This is a genomic window from Amycolatopsis sp. NPDC039088 (assembly GCF_055598845.1).
This window is the reverse complement of the sequence record NZ_JBVKAE010000010.1, coordinates 24677-42125: the sequence shown is the minus strand read 5'-3', so window position 1 is coordinate 42125 and position 17449 is coordinate 24677. Positions and strand designations below refer to the sequence as shown.

Genomic DNA, 17449 nt, shown 5'->3' with positions numbered 1-17449 from the left:
AACTTTGGTCGTGAAAAGCTCCCTGAGTCATAACGTTCTTGACACTTGACAAGACCGCGAAATGACGCTTTGACCTGCTTGGACCGCGCGGATGTGCGCTCATGTGCGCGCTGGATCGCAGCGAGGGGGAGGACTCACCCCTCCGATCAATGTGTGAAAACCACCTTGCCTGAGGTTTCCCCGTCGAGCATGTTCTTAAACCCGGTCTCGGCTTCCGCGAACGGCAACTCGGCGCCGATCTGCGGACGGACCCCCGTGAGCTCCAGGTAGGCGAGGAGATCGGTCAGTTCGTCCCTGGTGCCCATCGTCGAACCGGCGATACGCAGTTGCAGAAAGAACACGCGCTGCAACTCCGCGTGAGCGTCCGGGCCACTGGTCGAGCCGGAGACGACGATGATCCCGCCCGGTTTGAGCGATTTCACCGAGTGCGACCAGGTCGCCTTGCCGACCGTCTCGAAGACGGCGTCGACTCGCTCCGGCAACCGCGCGCCGGACTCAAAGGTCTGATGTGCGCCCAGATTCTCCGCCAGCGCACGTTTTTCTTCGCTACGTCCTGTCACCCAAACCCGGAAGCCGGCCGCACGCCCGAGCTGGACGAGGGCCGTCGAGACACCGCCGGACGCGCCTTGGACGAGCATCGTCTGTCCCGGTCGCAGTCCGGACTTCACGAACAGCATCCGGTAGGCGGTCAGCCAGGCCGTGCCCATGGTCGCGGCTTCCGTGAAGCTCAGGCCCGCCGGCTTCGGCACGACGTTGCGTGCCGGGACGACGACCTGCTCGGCGAAGGTGCCCTGGTGTTTCTCGGTCAACAGGGTGCGCTTCGGGTCGAGGGTGTCGTCGCCTTGCCAACCCGGGGCGTTGATCACCGAGTGGATGACGACCTCGGTGCCGTCGTCGAGGGTGCCCGCGCCGTCGCAGCCCAGGATCATCGGGAACTGCTCGGGTTTGATGCCGACGCCGCGCAGAGTCCACAGATCGTGCATGTTGAGGCTGGCGGCCTTGACGTGGACCCGCACCCAGCCGTCGGGCACTTCGGGCTCGGGTCGCTCGCCGATCACGAGCGAGTCCAGCGGCTTTTCGGCGTTGGGTTCGGAAGCGTAAACGGCGAACATGTCAGCAACCTACATGGCCTGACCGGCGGTGGCAGCGGGCGCGAGCGTAGGCTCACACCGTGTTCAACGGGCTTGCTGACTGGTGGGACGGCGTCGAGTTGTGGCTCGCGCAGGCCCCGTTCCCCGTGCAATTCGTGCTGGTCATGGCGGTCGTGGTGCCGCTGTGCCTGGTCGCTGCCTGGTTGCTCGACACGGTCTTCGGCAGGGTCGCCCGGCTCTTCGGCACGGCCCGCGATGCGAACGACTCCGACCGGTCCTCCTAAGCTGGCGCACCATGTTCAACCGTAGGCGGATCACCGCCGCCCTGATCGGGCTGATCGTGCTGGTACTCGCCGGCTGGTTCGTCAAGGATGGCATCAGCGGTGACGACACGAAGAGCTCTTCGGCTCCGGCGAGTTCGTCCGCTTCGGCCGGGCCGTCCGGTGAGACCGGGGCGGGCCGGGCCAAGGGCAAGGTCGCGGGCGAGGAGTCCGGGCTGCCGGTCAAACCGCTTTCGGGACTGCCCCCGCAGGCGTCGGAAACCTGGCGGCTCATCAAGGCGGGCGGGCCGTACCCGTATCCGCGCAACGACGACGTCCTCTTCCAGAACCGGGAGAAGGTCTTGCCCGCCAAAGGCTCCGGCTATTACCGCGAGTACACCGTCAAGACGCCGGGCAGCCCGGATCGCGGCGCCAGGCGGCTGGTGACCGGGTCGGGCAAGGAGCTGTATTACACCGAGGACCACTACAAGTCCTTCGTCGTAGTGGACACCGACCGATGAGCGAAGCGAAAAAGAGCGAAGCGGACAAGGCGTTCGCGCGAGGCGCGCACCCGCATCTGATCGACCGAGGACGCACCCTCGACAAGGAGTCCACGCTCGACGCGATCGCGGAGGCGTTGTCGTTCCCCGACTACTTCGGGAAGAACCTCGACGCGCTCTACGACTGCCTCACCGACCTGTCCTGGCTGCCGCCGGGCGAGCACGTGCTGATCTGGTCCGGTTCCTCGGTGCTCAGGGAGCGCGATCCCAAGGCGTACCTGGCCGTTCGCAGCGTGCTTTCCGACGCGCAGCGGGCGCTGGGGCCGTCCGGTGACCGGACGGACTCCCGGCGCCTCACCGTCGTCCTGCCGGACTAGGGAACCCAGTTCGGCTTGCGCTTCTGGGCGAAGGCCGTGATGCCCTCCTGGCCTTCTTCGCTCGCGAAGAACCCGGCGGACAGCTTGTTCATGGCCTCGAAGCCTTCGCTCGGCGTGGCCGGACGAGGCTTGCTGAGAAGCTCCTTCGTCGCGGCGAGCGCTTTCGGGCCACCGAGGGCGAGTGCCTTGACGTAGCGGGCGACCTCGCCGTCGAGTTCGTCCGCCGGGACAGCCGAGTTCAGCAGGCCGATCTCGACGGCTCGCTTCGCGTCGAAGGTGTCACCGGTCAGGAACAGTTCGTGCGCGGCACGGGCGGTGAGCCGGGGCAGCACGGTGAGCGAGATGACGGCGGGGACGACGCCGATCCGCACCTCGGAGAAGGCGAAGGTCGCCTCGTGCACGGCGACGGCGATGTCGGTCGCGGCCACCATGCCGATGCCACCCGCCCGCGCCGGGCCCGCCAGCTTCGCCACCACCGGCTTGGGGCTGGTCCACAACTGCTCGAGGATCTTCGGGAACTCGTTGACGCCCTGGTCGCCGGCCCCGGCCCCGCGGGCCTCCTTGAGGTCCATCCCGGCGCAGAACACCGGGCCGGTGTGGGTGAGCACGATGACCCGTACCGCGTCGTCCGCCCGCGCCTTGTCCAGCGACTCGCTCAGCTCGCGTCGCAGCTGGGCGGAGAGCGCGTTGCGGTTGTGCGGGGAGTCCAAGGTGATCGTGGCGGTGCCGCCCACCACGTCGTAGTGCACCAATTCGTCAGCCATGGCCTCACCTTCGCACGAGCGAAGTCGGGCCGGGCAGTGGCCTGCGCCACCACGGGAGGTGATGGCGCAGGCGGCACTCAGCCGATCGTCGTCGTGGTGAAGGTCGGGCTCGGGTTCGGGAAACAGGAGGTCGGTGCCGAGACGTCGAAGCCCGCGCTGACCACCGCGGTGAAGGTCAGCCCCGGGTCGGCGTAGCTGCTGCCCGCCAGTTTCGTCTCGATGGTGCCGGACGTGCCCGCGGTGAGATGCGCGGTCACGGTCGGCAGCTCGAACGTCGAGCCGCCCGCGATCGGGCCGGGGAAGCTCAACGTCGCGACACTGCCGGAAACGGTGATCTTCGGCGGGGTCGAGCCGATGCCGGAGCCGCCGGTGAGGTCGGCGCCCACCCAGGTCGAGTTCGCCGGGATCGGGATCTTCAACGCGAAGTCCTTGATGTGCTTGACCTGGTAGCCGCTGACTTCGGCAGGCACGGTGTTGGGCGCCGGGTCGATGACGACGTCGAGCGCCGCACCGGGAGCGACCGTGGCCGGCGCGGCGACGTCGGCGTCCTGGTTCAGCTTGAGGTACTTGTTGCCGACGAGCGGCGGCTTCGCCTCGCAGTCGAAGACGACGGTGGTCGCCGCCGAAGCCGGGACGGCCACACCGATGAGCGGGACGAGGACGGCCGAGGCGCAGACGAGGGCACGAATGGCAGCCTTCATGTTCCACCTACCTGGGGGTTCGATGGGGAGAAAGGGAGCTGCGCAGCGTTTAGAGAGTTACCGGCAAGTTAAGTAACTCGTCAAGAAATCTCCATTCCCATACGCGAGGCGTGACGGAACTGGGAACGAGACCCTCCGAAGATCGGTATCAAGCGCCCGAACGGGACGAAGCCGCGCTACTGCGTCGACAAGTCAGAGCCGATGGCTCAGGCGGCGAGCCGGGCCGCGGCGACGCCATAGCGTTCCAGGACGAGCCCCGCGATCCGCGGGTCCGGCCCCAGCGGCTCGGAGACGATCACGGACGGGTCGGCTTCACGGGCCAGGCGCGCGATCCGGTCCGGCAGGAGCCCCGGCGCGAGGAACCAGCCCGCGACCGCGAGCCGACGGGCGCCGTTGAGCCGCAACCGGGCGACGGCGGCGGGCACGTCCGGCTGGGCGGCGCTGGCGAACGCGGGGGTCGCGAGCAGCCCACGCCGCAGCTGCCAGCGGGTGGTGATCCCGGCGACCGCGTCGTTCGCCGCGACGTTCGACGAGCCGACCCCGGCGAGGAGGACACCCAGTTCCGGGTCGGCCAGGTCGGCGCCCGCCTCGGTGAGCCGGTCCAGCGCGACCGTCTCGATCAGCGGGTCGATGCCCAGCACACCGGAAACGCGCACGTCGAGGCCTGGGCACTCCGCGGTCACTTCGGCGACGAGCGCGGGCAGGTCGACCCGGGCGTGATACGCCACGCCGAGCAGCAGCGGCACGACGACGACCTCGCGATGCCCCTCGGCGTACAACGCGCGCAGGGCATCGGTCAGCAACGGCTCCGAGAGGTCCAAAAAGGACTCCCGGATGTCGAGGTCCGGTGCCAGGCCACGGGTGACGTCGAGCAGGGCGCGGATGGTCGCGGCGGACCGCGGATCGCGGCTGCCGTGGGCGACGGCGACCAGTGGCGGAGTGAGGCTTGGGGTCATGCGAACCTTTCGCCGACGAGTCCTGCCGCCAGTGTATCGCCGTCCTTCGGGTCGATGACCAGGAACGCGCCCGTCCGCGGGCTGACGCCGTAGTCGTCCACGCCGATCGCCTCGGCGAGCCGCAGCGTCACCCGGCCGATGTCGTTGAGCTCCAGCGTGTCCGGTTCGTCCACACTGGACAGCGTCTGCTCGTCGAAGCGGGCGTGGAGTTCGCCGACGATGGCCTGCACCGTTCGCGCGCCGTGCTTCACCAGCACCCGCGCGCCCGGTTTGAGCGCCTTGGCCGAGAGCCAGCACAGGGTGGCGGCGATCTCGTCGGTCACCTCCGGCTGCCGGTCCGCAGCGGCTATCAGGTCCCCGCGCGAGATGTCGAGGTCGTCCGTGAGCAGTAGTGTCACCGAGGCGCCCGCACCGGCCTCGGCGAGCGGACCGTCGGCGGTGTCGATGCCCTCCACCCGGCTGCGGAGTCCTTGCGGCAGCACGACGATCTCGTCGCCCGTCCGGACGGTGCCCGCCGCGATCTGCCCGGCGTAGCCCCGGTAGTCGGGGTGGTCGGCCGTACGTGGCCGGATCACGTACTGCACCGGGAAGCGGAACGCCGAATCGTGCGGATCCGGTGCCACGGGCACGGTTTCCAGATGCTCCAGCAGGGTCGGGCCGGAGTACCACGGGGTCTTGTCCGACTTCTCCGCCACGTTGTCGCCCTGCAGCGCCGAAACGGGCACCGCGAGCACGGAACCGCGTTCGTAGCCCAGCGACGCGGCGTGCTCGGCGAACTCCTCGGCGATCACGGTGAAGGTCGCTTCGTCGTAGCCGACGAGGTCGATCTTGTTCACCGCCAGCACCAGCTGCGGAACGCCCAGCAGTGCGAGCACCGCGGCGTGACGGCGGGTCTGCTCGATGACACCTTTGCGCGCGTCGACCAGCAGCACGGCCAGTTGCGCGGTGGACGCCCCGGTCACCGTGTTCCGGGTGTACTGCACGTGGCCGGGGGTGTCCGCGAGGACGAAGCTGCGCTTCGGTGTCGCGAAATACCGGTACGCCACGTCGATCGTGATGCCCTGCTCGCGTTCCGAACGCAGGCCGTCCACGAGCAGCGAAAGGTCCGGTGTGGACAGTCCTTTGTCGACACTGGCGCGGGTGACCGCGTCCAGCTGGTCGGCGAGGACGGACTTGGTGTCGTACAGGAGCCGCCCGACGAGGGTCGACTTCCCGTCGTCCACACTGCCCGCGGTCGCGAGCCTCAACAGGCTGGACATCAGAAGTACCCCTCACGCTTGCGGTCTTCCATCGCCGCCTCCGACATCCGGTCGTCGGCGCGGGTGGCGCCGCGTTCGGTGAGCCGGGAGGCCGAGACCTCGGCGATGACCTCGTCCACCGTGGCGGCGGTCGATTCGATGGCACCGGTGCACGAACCGTCGCCGACGGTCCGGTAGCGCACGGTCAGTTCCTTCACTGCCTCGCCCGGCCGCGGCCCGCCCCACGGGCCTTCGGCCAGCCACATACCGTCGCGCTGATAGACCTCGCGCCGGTGCGCGTAGTAGATCGACGGCAGTTCGACCTTCTCCCGCGCGATGTAGTTCCAGACGTCCGCCTCGGTCCAGTTGGACAGCGGGAAGACACGGACCTGTTCGCCGGGGCGGTGACGGCCGTTGTAGAGGTTCCACAGTTCGGGGCGCTGCCGCCGCGGGTCCCACTGGCCGAAGGAGTTGCGGAGACTGAAGATCCGCTCCTTGGCGCGGGCGCGTTCCTCGTCGCGGCGTCCGCCGCCGAAGACGGCGTCGAACTTGTGCTCGGCGATCGTGTCGAGCAGCGGCGTGGTCTGCAGCGGGTTGCGCATCCCGTCGGCGCGCTCTTCGAGCCTGCCGTCGTCGATCCAGTCCTGCACCTTCGCCACGACCAGCCGCAGCCCGTGCTGCTCGACCACGCGGTCGCGGAAATCGATGACCTCGTCGAAGTTGTGCCCGGTGTCCACGTGCAGCAACGGGAACGGCACCGGCGCCGGCCAGAAGGCTTTGATCGCCAGGTGCAGCAGCAGCGTCGAGTCCTTGCCGCCGGAGAACAGGATCACCGGCCGGTCGAATTCGCCCGCCACCTCGCGGAAGATGTGGATGGCCTCGGATTCCAGCGCCGCCAGGTTGTCCTGCGCCGCGACGATGGCCGGCTCGAGCGTGGTCATGTCGTCCCTTCTCACCCGTGCAACCCGCACTCGGTCTTGCCCTGACCGGCCCACCGGCCGCTGCGCGGGTCTTGCCCCGGAGCGACCTTGGCGGTGCACGGCGCGCAGCCGATCGACAGATAACCGATGGACACCAACGGGTTCTCGAGAATCCCGTGCTGGTCGATGTAATCCCTGAACTCGTCGTCGGACCACGGCGCGATCGGGTTGATCTTCACCAGCCCGTTGCGGTCGTCCCAGGTGACGATGGGGGTGTTCGCGCGGGTCGGCGCGTCGACCCGGCGGACACCGGTCACCCACGCCGAGTACTTCGCCAGCGTGTTGCGCAGTGGCACGACCTTGCGGAGGTGGCAGCACTGGTTCGGGTCGCGTTCGTGCAGCTTCGGGCCGTATTCCGCGTCCTGTTCGGCGACGCTCTGCGCGGCCTCGGCGTTGACGATCCGTACGCCGGGGTAGACCGTCTGCACCGCGTCGCGGGTGCCGATGGTCTCCGGGAAGTGGTAGCCGGTCTGCAGGAACAGCACGTCGACGTCCGGTTTGACCTGGGTCGCCAGGTCGATGAGGACGGCGTCCTGCATGTTCGAGGCGACGATGAAGTCGTCGCCGAACGTCTCCGCGGTCCAGCGCAGGGCCTCGGTCGCGGTCGCCTCGGCGAGCTCCTTCGCGGCCCGTTCGGCGAGTGTCTTGTAGTCGGCAGTGGCGGTCATTGCGACACCTCCGGAATGGACAGTCCGAGGAACTTCACGGTGAAGACCCGGCGGCAGCCCGAGCACAGCCAGGAGCCGCCCTCTTCCGGCCGCAGGTCTTCATCGCCACAGAAAGGGCAGTAGTACGGGGTCGCTCGTTCGGTCACTGCAGGACGCTTTCCTCGGCCCGCGTGACCCACTGGGCGAAGCGCTCGCCGGGTTCGCGGCCGTCGACGTAGGCACGCACGACCCGTTCGACGTACGCGGTCAGTTCCGACGCGGTCACCTTGTGCCCACGCAGTTTCCGGCCGAACCCGGCGTCGAGGCCGAGCCCGCCGCCGAGGTGCACCTGGAAGCCTTCGACCTGCTTGCCGTCCTCATCGGTGACGATCTGGCCCTTGAGCCCGATGTCGGCGGTCTGGACCCGCGCGCAGGAGTTGGGGCAGCCGTTGAGGTGCACGGTCACCGGGTTCTCGATCTCGGACTGGATGTCGGCGAGACGTTTCTCCAGTTCGGTGACCAGTTCGATCGCGCGGGCCTTGGTCTCGACGATCGCGAGTTTGCAGAACTCCAGGCCGGTGCACGCCATGACCCCGCGCCGCCACGGCGAAGGCTCGGTCTGCAGGCCCAGCTCGGCCAGGTCGCTCTTCAACCCGTTCACCTCGGCCTCGGGGACGTCGAGGACCACGAGCTTCTGGTGCGGGGTGAGGCGGACGCGGTTCGACCCTGCCCGCTCGGCGGCTTTGGCGACCGCCAGCAGGATGGCGCCGGAGACGCGGCCCGCGACCGGCGCGGCGCCGACGTAGAACTTGCCGTCGATCTGCGGGTGCACGCCGACGTGGTCGATCTGCGCGGCGGGCACCTCGGGTGCCGGGCCGTCGGTCAGCTTGCGCTTGAGGTACTCGTCTTCCAGTACCTGGCGGAACTTCGCGGCACCCCAGTCCTTCACCAGGAACTTGATCCGGGCGCGGGCGCGGAGCCGCCGGTAGCCGTAGTCACGGAAGACGCTGATCACGCCTTCCCAGACGTCGGGGACCTCGTCGAGCGAGACCCAGGCGCCCAGCCGTTGCCCGATCATCGGGTTGGTGGACAGGCCGCCGCCGACCCAGACGTCGAAGCCGGGGCCGTGTTCGGGGTGGTTCACGCCGACGAAGGCGACGTCGTTGATCTCGTGCGCGACGTCCTGCTGCCCGGAGACCGCGGTCTTGAACTTGCGCGGCAGGTTCGAGTAGCGCGGGTCGCCGATGTAGCGGCGCTTGATCTCGTCGATCGCGGGCGTGCCGTCGATGATCTCGTCGGCGGCGATGCCGGCGACGGGGGAGCCGAGGATGACGCGCGGGCTGTCGCCGCAGGCCTCCATCGTGGTCATCCCGGCCTTCTCCAGTTTGGCCCAGATCGTCGGGACGTCCTCGATCTGGATCCAGTGGTACTGGATGTTCTGCCGGTCGGTGATGTCGGCGGTGTCGCGCGCGTGGGTCTGCGAGATCTCGGCGAGCACCGACAGTTGGTCGGTGGTCAGCGCGCCGCCGTCGAGCCGGACCCGCAGCATGAAGTAGCGGTCGTCGAGCTCTTCGGGCTCCAGCGTCGCGGTGCGGCCGCCGTCGATCCCCGGCTTGCGCTGGGTGTAGAGACCGAACCAGCGGAACCGGCCGCGGAGGTCACCCGGGTCGATCGAATCGAAGCCACCGCGAGCGTAAATGTTCTCGATCCGCGCACGGACGTTGAGCGGGTTGTCGTCCTTCTTGGACCGTTCGTTGGGGTTCAAGGGTTCGCGATACCCCAGTGCCCACTGTCCCTCGCCCCGTTTCTGTTTTACCCGGGGCGTGCGGGCAGGGGTCTCGCGCGTGGGCGACGACATGGGAGTCCTCCGGCAGATCGTGGTGGTGGCGGGGAGTCAGCGGTTCGTCGCACAGAGCGCGCTCGCCACACGACGGAGATCCACGTGGCGGCGTGCCACGAGGGTGATTCCGGCGCGGGTCATTCATTCAGCGTGCCACGCGCCCACTATGTGGTCTAGGCCGGTCCGAATACTGGGAACACCGTCCGAAGAACACTGTTTTCCCAGGTCAACGCGCTGCTTTGCAGGTCAAGGCCGGGTTCGCGGCCGGGCATTGTGACGCAGAACGCGCACGGCTCACGAAGGGAGGACGCGGTCGACGAGGATCCGGATGACCTCTTCGTCGGTGACGTCCGCGAGAACCTCGGGCAGGGTGAGCCGTTCGACGGTGAGCCCGGTCAGCGCGAGGTACATCAGCAGCACTTCGGGGCGCCCGCCCGGCATCCCCGCCGCGACGTGCCAGTCGACGCTCATGTCGATGCCCTCGCGAATGGTCTTGGTCAGCTCGGCCGAGAGATCCGGGCGCCGAGTGGCTTCGAGCCGGAGTTCGAGCAGGGCCAGATAAGGCTCGCGGTGGGCGGTCAGGCGTCCCATGAGTTCGCCGAGCAGCACGCCGACCCGGTCGTGGGACGGCGACTCGGCCTGCGGGTTCGCCATCACCTCCGCCGGTGCCGACAGCCGTTCCTGCACGCGGACGCCGACCTCGCCGAGCAGCTGGTCCCGGTTGCGGAAGTAGTTGGACGTCGTTCCCGGTGGGACATCCGCTTCGACGTCCACGGCGCGATAGGTGAGGCCGCGTGCGCCTTCGCGGGCGAGGACGGTGATCGCGGCGTCGGTGAGCGCGGTCCGGCGCTCCGGGTTCTGTCGCATCGGAACATTCTCCTTGCCTCAGTCAAACCACTATGCCTATAGTACTACGCATCAAGTGATTCGACTGGGAGGACAACACCAGATGCAACTCAGCGGTTTCGGTGCCTGTGTGCTCGTCGACGACATCGCCGAGACCACCGCCTGGTGGAAGCGGCATATGCAGTTGACCGTGACGATCGAGCTGGATTGGTTCTCCAGCCTCAACGTCGGAGTGCCGGGCTATGAGATGAGCTTCGCGAAGCGCGGCCACAAGGCCACGCCGGAGCCATGGCGGGCACAGGAGGCGGCCGGCTCGATGGTCGGGTTCATGGTCGCCGACGCGGCGGCCGAGTACGAGCGCCTGCGAGAGGAGGGGGTCAAGATCGTCACGGAACTCGTGGACGAGGAATTCGGCCAGCGGCACTTCTACATCGAGGACCTCAACGGCTTCCTGATCGACATCATCGAGGTGATCCCACCGTCCCCGGAGTGGCTGGCCGCCAACGGGTTGGCCTGAGTATCTGGGCTCCCGGTCCGTGAAGGCCTCCTTCACTACCTTCAGGGTAGGGTTCCGGCAAAGTCGCATAAGTGCTGGTCGGCAGCACCTCTATAGCGGGACAAGACGAACGCGTCGTGGTGGACACGGCGGGAGCGGGCCCACACAAGGGGCCTCACCCGGGTCCGGACTGTCCATAAGGGACACTTCTCGGGACAAATGTGCCCGATTTGGGCGAGTTGCGGGGTTTGGCGAGGGGGTCGTGAGTGGCGTTTCGTGTTCTAGCCCGAATCGCCACTCACGACCGGGGCCGAGTGGGTGGTTTCGCGTGGCTGGATGGATGGCGCGTGTGATCAGACGGAGGACACGTGTGACTGGATGGATGACACGCGGGAGCGGCAGGTTTCGTCGCGTGTTCTCCGTTCACTCACGCGTGCCCTCCGTCGGATCACGCGTGTCGCCCGATGGCAGGTACCTAAGACACAAGTGGCCCTCACCCGAACCGCCACTCACGACATTCCCCCGAAACCGCACCTGCAGCCCCGCGGCATCCAGAATCAAGCCTGCCCTACCTCGACTTTGCCGGGACCCTGACCTTCAGGGTAGGGAAGGAGGCCTTCACGGCGTGGGGGACACTGGGGTGTGCCCGCACTGTCGTTCGAAAACGCCCAGCCCCTCGAGTCCGCGCTCCCCGAGAGCGCGCTGGAAGGGCTCGGCACCCGCCCGTTCGGCGTCTACGTCCACGTCCCGTTCTGCGCCACCCGATGCGGCTACTGCGACTTCAACACCTACACCGCCGGTGAGCTGGACAGCGATTCGTCGCCACAGTCCTGGCTCGAAGGCCTCAAGCGCGAGTTCGACCTGGCCGCGCGCGTGCTCGGGAAGCCGCCCGCGGTCGACACCGTCTTCGTCGGCGGCGGTACCCCCTCTCTCCTGGGCGCCGAGGGGCTCCGAAGCGTTCTCGACGCCGTCCGCGACACCTTCGGGCTCGCCTACGGCGCCGAAGTCACGACCGAGTCGAACCCCGAGTCGACCTCGCCGGAATTCTTCGCGGGCATCCGTGACGCGGGGTACAACCGGATCTCGCTCGGCATGCAGTCGGCCGCGCAGCACGTCCTGCGGATCCTCGACCGCGTGCACACCGTGGGACGGCCCGTGGCGGCCGCCGAGGAGGCGCGCGCCGCCGGGTTCGAGCACGTCAACCTCGACGTCATCTACGGCACGCCGGGGGAGCGGGTCGAAGACCTCCAAGCCTCGCTGGACGCGGTGCTGGCCGCCGGTGTCGACCACGTCTCGGCGTACGCGCTGATCGTCGAGGAGGGCACCGCGCTCGCCCGCCGCATCCGCCGCGGCGAACTGCCCGCCCCGGACGACGACGTCCTCGCCGCCGACTACGAGATGATCGACCGCGTCCTCGCTTCGGCGGGTCTGCGCTGGTACGAGGTCTCCAACTGGGCGGCGTCGGAGGAAGCCCGCTGTCGCCACAACATCGGCTACTGGCGCGGCGGAGACTGGTGGGGCGCGGGACCCGGCGCGCACAGCCATGTCGGCGGCGTCCGCTGGTGGAACGTCAAGCATCCGGCGCGGTACGCCGCCGCGCTGGCCGCCGGGGAGTCACCGGCCGCCGGTCGGGAAGTGCTGACCGACGAGGACCGGCACCTGGAACGCGTGATGCTGGAACTCCGGTTGTCCGAAGGGCTTCCGCTCGACGCCCTCGACGACGACGGCCGCGCCGAAGCCCGGGTCGCCGCCGCCGAGGGATTGCTGGATCAGTCCGCTTTGGACGGTCAGGAGCGGGCGGTGCTCACCGACCGGGGACGGCTGCTGGCGGACGGTCTGGTGCGCAGGCTCACCTGAGCCCCAGCGCCCGGTCCACCCAGCGGCCGACCGGCAGCGCCACCACGATCGCCGCCAGCACCAGATGCACCACCATGAACGCGACCGCGGCCGGGACACTCGGCGGACCGCCGAGGAACACGATCATATGCGACGCCCATTTCAGCTCGGTCGGTTTCGTTCCCGCCGACCAGACGTCGTTGAGCGCCCAGAACGTCAGATCGTTGGCGCCCGAGATCACCACCAGGATCGAGGCGATGCCGGTCTTGAGTACGTTCGCCGTCCGGCCGCCGCCGAGCCGGTAGGCCATCAGTCCGAACAGGACGATGAACGTCACGACGAACAGCTCGAACTGGTACACCGGCTGGAAGGCGTACTCGTCGGTCGCGGCGTCACGCGCGAACGCCTGGATCCGCATCACCAGTTCCGTGTCCAAATAGGACATGTAGACGAACACCGCGAGGACGATCAGCGCCGGACCCGCTTTGGTGCGCGGGAAGAGCGCCACCGTGAGGACGGCGAACACGAACGGGCACAGTTTGAACGCCCAGTCCACGACGTTGTCCAGCGTCTGATCCGGTGGCAGGATCACCATGATCAGCAGGGTGGTGACCACCGCCGGGACAGCGGCGACCAGCCACAGCCACTTGCGGTGGCGGTAGAGCGCGGGAACCCAGCCGGTCGTGTCGGGGAGGGTGGCGGTCACAGAGTCTCCTTCTCCGCCCAGAACGGCCCGAGGGCGAGCGCGTCGACGTCGGTGTTCAGGTAGCAGGCCACGGCGTCGGCCGGGCTGGCGACGATCGGCTCGTTGTTGTCGTTGAACGAGGTGTTGACCACCATCGGCACCCCGGTGATCTTTTCGAACTCGCTGATCATCCGGTAGTAGAGCGGGTTGTCGGTCCGGCTCACCGTCTGCACACGGGCCGTCCCGTCGACGTGGGTGATGGCGGGGACCTCGTCGCGTTTGTCCGGCAGGACGTCGAACACCAGCAGCATGACCGGCGACGGGTAGTCGCTGACGAAGTAGTCGCCCGCCCGTTCCGCGAGGCACGACGGCGCGAACGGCCGGAACGCCTCACGGTGCTTGACCTTCTCGTTCATCCGCGTCTTCGAATCGGGATCACGCGGGTCGGCCACCAGCGAGCGGTTGCCGAGCGCGCGCGGCCCGCATTCCATCCGGCCCTGTACCCAGCCGACGATCTTGCCCTCGGCGATCTTCGCGGCCGTGTGCGCGGCGATGTCGTCGACCCTGGTGTAGTCGACCCCGGCGTCCTGCAGCGCCAGTTCCATCTCCGCCTCGGTGTAGTCCGGGCCGGTGTAGGTGTAGCCGTCACGCGGGCGCGGCCTGCCGTAGGTGCCGACGGAGACCTCCAGCGCGGAGCCGAGCGCGCAGCCGTCGTCGGCCGCGGCGGGCTGGGCGAAGAAGTCCTCGAACGGCGTCTCCAGCAGAAGCCGTCCGTTCATCACGCTGTTGAGCGCGACACCACCGGCGACGGAGAGCCGCTTCGACCCGGTCTTCCACTGCAGCCAGCGCGCCAGGTGCAACCCGGCCTCCTCCAAGGTCACCTGCAGCGCGTAGGCGATGTCGCAATAGTGCTGCGGTACGGGGTTTTCCGCGGTGACCCGGGTTTTGGGGCGCGCGGGGCCGAACAGGTTGGTGAACTTCTTCGACATGACGTGCTTGCCGGTGCGGTGGTGGCCGAAGAAGCTCAGGTCGAGTTCGTAGCCGCCGTCGTCGTCGAGATGGATCAGTTGCTTGAACGCGTCGACGTAGGTGTCGTTGCCGAGCGGCGCCAGCCCCATGATCTTGCCTTCGTCCCTGGTCGGGTAGAAGCCGAGATAGCCGGTGACGCCGGCATACATCGCGCCCAGCGAGTGCGGGAACTTGATCCGCCGGATATCGATGATCCGGTTTCCCTTGCCGTGGCCCAGATAGGTCGCTGTCCCGTCACTGCCGATGCCGTCGAAGGTGAGCACCGCCGACTCTTCCCACGGCGAGATGAAGTACGCGCTGGCCGCGTGCGCCTTGTGGTGGTCGACCAGGTGTGTCTTGAACTTCGCCGGACCGGTCCACCCCGCTGCTTCTTTCACGTCCCGTTCGAGGGTGTAGGACCGCTTGATGTGCGCCAGCACCGCACCGCCGACGTGGTAGTCGTCGACTCCTTTGCCACCACCGGTTTTGAAGGTCTCCACCAGGCCGGCCGAGGAGCCGTCCTCGTCACCGTTCGCGTTGCGGAACACCTCCAGCGTGGCGGGGAAGTACCGCGCGAACACCTTCGCCGCGTGGATGCCCTCACGCCAGCGCTGCCAGTAATAGGCGACGTGGTCGACGTCGGCGAGGGTGATGCCGGCGCGGTCGAGACAGAATCTGATGGCGTGCGCGGGAAAATCTCCGTCGTGCTTCACCCTGGTGAAACGCTCTTCTTCGGCGAACGCGATGATCTCGCCGTCGCGCACGAGCGCGGCCGCAGAATCGTGGACCCTGCTGATACCCAGTACGTACATGTTCCTTCTCCAGTGGGGAATTCAGAGTTCGGGGTGATGGCGGCGCAGCAACCGCCGGAGCACGGTGGCCCGTACGCCGATGGCGAAGACGAGGGCGGCGAACCCGCCGACCGGTCCCATCGCCGGAACCAGTCCCGCCGCGGCGAGCGGGGTGGCGAACAACCCGGCGATCGAGGCCGACGCGGTGAGGGTGAGGACCTTGCTGTTGGTGTTCTCGATCAGGAAGCCCGCGTAGAGCCGGACGGCGAACAGCACCGTTTCGGCCAGCACGAAGACACCGAGGACCAGATACGCGCCGGTCGTGCCTTCCGCGGTCAGTGCCGCGCGTGCGGCCGGAATCACCAGCGCGATCCCCACCGCGGCGAGGAAGGCCAGCGCGCCCCGCTCGACCAGCTTCAGCAGTTCGACCGCGCGAGCGCGACCCGCCGCCGCGCCGCCGCCTCGCATCCGGCTGGAGATCGCGGGCTGATGCAGCCGCAGCTGATAGAACAGCAGCGAGCAGAACGCGCTGCTCGCCAGCAAGGCGACGTAGAACGGTCCACTGTCGACGGTCCGGCCCGCCAGCGCGAGCACACCGAACACCGTCGACGTCGCCAGGACGTCGAGCACTTCGGTCATCCCGAGCAGTACGGTGCTCCGGCCGAAGGCGGGCAGGAGCCGATGCCCGTTCACCCTGCCGGGACGCAGCCACTCCTTCGGCAGCAACGCGGCGGAGAACCCGAGGATGAGCAGGATCCCGGCGAGCAGCAGGCCGAGATGGGTCAGCGGCGACCAGCGGACGAACCAGGTGCCCACGGTCACCGCGCCGACCACCAGCGCGCCGGCGGTGAACGCCAGCGCGTCCAAAGTGGACCGGCCGCGGAACCGGTGCAGTCCGGAGACGGTCATCAGCAGCCCACCGGAGATCGACCAGCCCGCCGCCGTCAGGTACAGCGCGGCGTCCGACTCCGGCGCGACGACCAGCGCGACCGCCATCGCCGCCAGCACCACGAGAACCGGGGCGAAAGCGATCCGTACGGCCAAGGCCGCGACGGCGTCCTGGGTAACCCGCAGCCTGGGCAGGGATTTCAGCGCCGACTTCTCCGCCGCGGACGGCACGAAGTTCAGCCACGTCATCAGGCCGAGCGCGGTGGCGAACCGGCCGTAGTCGTGCGCTCCCCACGCGGTGACCAGGACCACGCCCATGGCCTGGATCGCCAGCCGGAAGACACCCCGGCCGGCGAGCAGCCGGAGCACCGTCGACGGCTTCGGCGCCGCGATCGCCGCGGTGCCGCTGCCGCCGGTGAGCGAGGTACCGGTCAAGGGAGCGGCACCGCCATACCCTGCTCGTCGAGCAGGAACTTCAGGGTGCCGCGCAGTTCGTCCTCCGCCGCCAGCACCTCGGGCACGGTCGCCGCCGAAAGCACGGCGTAGCCCATCTTGTACCCGGCCTGCTCGTACGGCTTCACGAAGGAGTCCTGTTCCGCGAACAGTTCCAGGCCGTGTACCGCGGGCATCGCCCGGACCTCGTCGGTGCCTTCGATCCGCCGGATCCGGCCGCCGCGGTCGGAGGCGAGGATGTGCACCAGCGTCGGTCGCGGGTCGCGCGGGGAGAGGACGACCTCGTCCCCGGTGGCGGCGGCGATCCCGGCGGCGATCAGATCGACGCCGGTGCTGAGTTCGATCGCCTCGGCGAGACCGTTGCCGCCCATCCGGGCGCCCATCTCGATCAGATAGAACTTCCCGTCGCGGCCCAGGACGGCGTCGAGGGTGAGCGGCCCGGTGCGATAACCGAGTTCGGCGCACAGCGCGGTCAGCATCAGCGGCAGGGCGCGGTCGACCACCGCCGGCAGCCCCGCCGGCAGGAGATGGGACGCCGTCACGAAGAACGGCGGCGGGGTGAGCGTGCGCCGGGTGACCGCGTGGAACACGATCCGGCCGTCGACCGCGAGTGCTTCGATCGTGTAGTGAGAGCCATCGAGATGCTCCTCGACGACGAGCCGCCCCGACGGGGAGAACGCGAGCGACTCGGTGAACGCGGCGCTCAGCCCACCGGGGCTCGCGCACGAGACCACCCCTCGGCTTCCGGAGGAATCGACCGGTTTCACCAGCGTGGGGAACCGCAGCTGCTGCGCGGCGAGGACGAGGTCCGGGCCCGGCTTCCCGCCGACACTGCGGTAGGTCGGCAAACGCAGCCTGTCGCAGAGTTCGCGGAAGACGGATTTGTCGACGGAAGCGGCGACGGCGGCCTCGGGCAGCGGGTCCGGCAGATTCCACTGCCGGGTGAGCCAGGCGAGTGCGGGGAGCCCGACGTCGCTGGCCGGGCAGAGCACCCCGGCGATGTCGTCCCGGCCCTCCAGTGCGGCCGCGATCTGTTCCGGGGCACGGACACTGACCTGGACGAACTCGTCGGCGAGCGCCACCGCGGGTGCG

At 68.5% G+C, this 17449-nt stretch carries 20 protein-coding genes and 1 pseudogene; 5 read left to right on the top strand and 16 right to left on the bottom strand.

Annotated elements, in window-relative coordinates; genetic code table 11:
* Positions 1 to 146: 146 nt before the first annotated feature.
* Positions 147 to 1112 (bottom strand): zinc-binding dehydrogenase, encoded by a 966-nt coding sequence (locus ACZ7KI_RS15030; RefSeq protein WP_470273705.1) that lies wholly within the window; start codon positions 1110 to 1112, stop codon positions 147 to 149.
* 59 nt (positions 1113 to 1171) lie between these two features.
* On the opposite strand from ACZ7KI_RS15030, the gene ACZ7KI_RS15025 reads away from it, so the two are divergent.
* From ACZ7KI_RS15025 to ACZ7KI_RS15015, 3 genes are read left to right on the top strand one after another with little or no spacing between them, the layout of a single operon-like run.
* The gene (locus ACZ7KI_RS15025) at positions 1172 to 1375 is read left to right on the top strand and encodes a hypothetical protein (protein WP_465463689.1); all 204 of its coding nucleotides are present in this window, start codon (positions 1172 to 1174) and stop codon (positions 1373 to 1375) included.
* Positions 1376 to 1386: 11 nt separating this feature from the next.
* Positions 1387 to 1872, top strand: coding sequence for a guanyl-specific ribonuclease (locus ACZ7KI_RS15020; protein WP_470273704.1), 486 nt, complete (start codon positions 1387 to 1389; stop codon positions 1870 to 1872).
* Positions 1869 to 2228: a barstar family protein gene (locus ACZ7KI_RS15015; RefSeq protein WP_465506344.1), complete on the top strand. Its 360-nt coding sequence runs from the start codon at positions 1869 to 1871 to the stop codon at positions 2226 to 2228. Before ACZ7KI_RS15020 ends, ACZ7KI_RS15015 begins: the two co-directional genes overlap by 4 nt.
* Here the strand turns inward: ACZ7KI_RS15015 and ACZ7KI_RS15010 are convergent.
* The 10 genes from ACZ7KI_RS15010 to ACZ7KI_RS14965 form a co-directional block, all read right to left on the bottom strand.
* A complete protein-coding gene (locus tag ACZ7KI_RS15010; protein WP_470273703.1) occupies positions 2225 to 2992 on the bottom strand; it encodes an enoyl-CoA hydratase-related protein in 768 nt (255 codons plus the stop codon). The two genes, ACZ7KI_RS15015 and ACZ7KI_RS15010, sit on opposite strands and share 4 nt — an antisense overlap.
* Positions 2993 to 3069: 77 nt before the next feature.
* Entirely contained in the window at positions 3070 to 3693 is a 624-nt protein-coding gene (locus ACZ7KI_RS15005) for a cyclase (RefSeq protein ID WP_470273702.1), read from the bottom strand.
* A 206-nt stretch (positions 3694 to 3899) separates the two neighbouring features.
* On the bottom strand, positions 3900 to 4649 hold the full coding sequence (locus tag ACZ7KI_RS15000; RefSeq protein WP_470273701.1) for a sirohydrochlorin chelatase: 750 nt from the start codon (positions 4647 to 4649) through the stop codon (positions 3900 to 3902).
* Positions 4646 to 5908 carry a sulfate adenylyltransferase subunit 1 gene (locus tag ACZ7KI_RS14995; RefSeq protein WP_470273700.1) on the bottom strand — a complete coding sequence of 421 codons (1263 nt, stop codon included), beginning with the start codon at positions 5906 to 5908 and terminating at the stop codon, positions 4646 to 4648. Before ACZ7KI_RS14995 ends, ACZ7KI_RS15000 begins: the two co-directional genes overlap by 4 nt.
* Complete coding sequence (gene cysD / locus ACZ7KI_RS14990) at positions 5908 to 6828, bottom strand: sulfate adenylyltransferase subunit CysD (RefSeq protein WP_470273699.1); 921 nt, start codon at positions 6826 to 6828, stop codon at positions 5908 to 5910. Before cysD ends, ACZ7KI_RS14995 begins: the two co-directional genes overlap by 1 nt.
* Before the next feature lie 11 nt (positions 6829 to 6839).
* On the bottom strand, positions 6840 to 7535 hold the full coding sequence (locus ACZ7KI_RS14985; protein WP_470273698.1) for a phosphoadenylyl-sulfate reductase: 696 nt from the start codon (positions 7533 to 7535) through the stop codon (positions 6840 to 6842).
* A complete protein-coding gene (locus ACZ7KI_RS14980; RefSeq protein WP_470273697.1) occupies positions 7532 to 7681 on the bottom strand; it encodes an Insertion element protein in 150 nt (49 codons plus the stop codon). The genes ACZ7KI_RS14985 and ACZ7KI_RS14980 overlap by 4 nt, the downstream gene beginning before the upstream one ends.
* Entirely contained in the window at positions 7678 to 9372 is a 1695-nt protein-coding gene (locus ACZ7KI_RS14975; RefSeq protein WP_470273696.1) for a nitrite/sulfite reductase, read from the bottom strand. The genes ACZ7KI_RS14980 and ACZ7KI_RS14975 overlap by 4 nt, the downstream gene beginning before the upstream one ends.
* Before the next feature lie 36 nt (positions 9373 to 9408).
* A complete protein-coding gene (locus ACZ7KI_RS14970) occupies positions 9409 to 9495 on the bottom strand; it encodes a putative leader peptide (RefSeq protein WP_360907593.1) in 87 nt (28 codons plus the stop codon).
* Positions 9496 to 9648: 153 nt separating this feature from the next.
* Positions 9649 to 10221 (bottom strand): TetR/AcrR family transcriptional regulator, encoded by a 573-nt coding sequence (locus tag ACZ7KI_RS14965; RefSeq protein ID WP_470273695.1) that lies wholly within the window; start codon positions 10219 to 10221, stop codon positions 9649 to 9651.
* Positions 10222 to 10303: 82 nt separating this feature from the next.
* Between ACZ7KI_RS14965 and ACZ7KI_RS14960 the strand changes: the two genes are divergently transcribed.
* A complete protein-coding gene (locus tag ACZ7KI_RS14960; protein WP_465600771.1) occupies positions 10304 to 10717 on the top strand; it encodes a VOC family protein in 414 nt (137 codons plus the stop codon).
* Positions 10718 to 11338: 621 nt separating this feature from the next.
* Positions 11339 to 12553 (top strand): radical SAM family heme chaperone HemW, encoded by a 1215-nt coding sequence (hemW, locus tag ACZ7KI_RS14955; RefSeq protein ID WP_470273694.1) that lies wholly within the window; start codon positions 11339 to 11341, stop codon positions 12551 to 12553.
* Here the strand turns inward: hemW and ACZ7KI_RS14950 are convergent.
* The 5 genes and pseudogenes from ACZ7KI_RS14950 to ACZ7KI_RS14930 all read right to left on the bottom strand — a co-directional run.
* Positions 12546 to 13238: a hypothetical protein gene (locus tag ACZ7KI_RS14950; RefSeq protein ID WP_470273693.1), complete on the bottom strand. Its 693-nt coding sequence runs from the start codon at positions 13236 to 13238 to the stop codon at positions 12546 to 12548. The two genes, hemW and ACZ7KI_RS14950, sit on opposite strands and share 8 nt — an antisense overlap.
* Positions 13235 to 15037 carry a carbamoyltransferase family protein gene (locus ACZ7KI_RS14945; RefSeq protein WP_470273692.1) on the bottom strand — a complete coding sequence of 601 codons (1803 nt, stop codon included), beginning with the start codon at positions 15035 to 15037 and terminating at the stop codon, positions 13235 to 13237. The genes ACZ7KI_RS14950 and ACZ7KI_RS14945 overlap by 4 nt, the downstream gene beginning before the upstream one ends.
* A 21-nt stretch (positions 15038 to 15058) precedes the next feature.
* The gene (locus ACZ7KI_RS14940; RefSeq protein WP_470273691.1) at positions 15059 to 16339 is read right to left on the bottom strand and encodes a hypothetical protein; all 1281 of its coding nucleotides are present in this window, start codon (positions 16337 to 16339) and stop codon (positions 15059 to 15061) included.
* Positions 16336 to 16602 (bottom strand): hypothetical protein, encoded by a 267-nt coding sequence (locus tag ACZ7KI_RS14935; protein WP_470273866.1) that lies wholly within the window; start codon positions 16600 to 16602, stop codon positions 16336 to 16338. The genes ACZ7KI_RS14940 and ACZ7KI_RS14935 overlap by 4 nt, the downstream gene beginning before the upstream one ends.
* Before the next feature lie 51 nt (positions 16603 to 16653).
* Positions 16654 to 17232, bottom strand: a pseudogene (locus ACZ7KI_RS14930) (ATP-grasp domain-containing protein); the annotation flags it as partial.
* Positions 17233 to 17449: the final 217 nt, after the last annotated feature.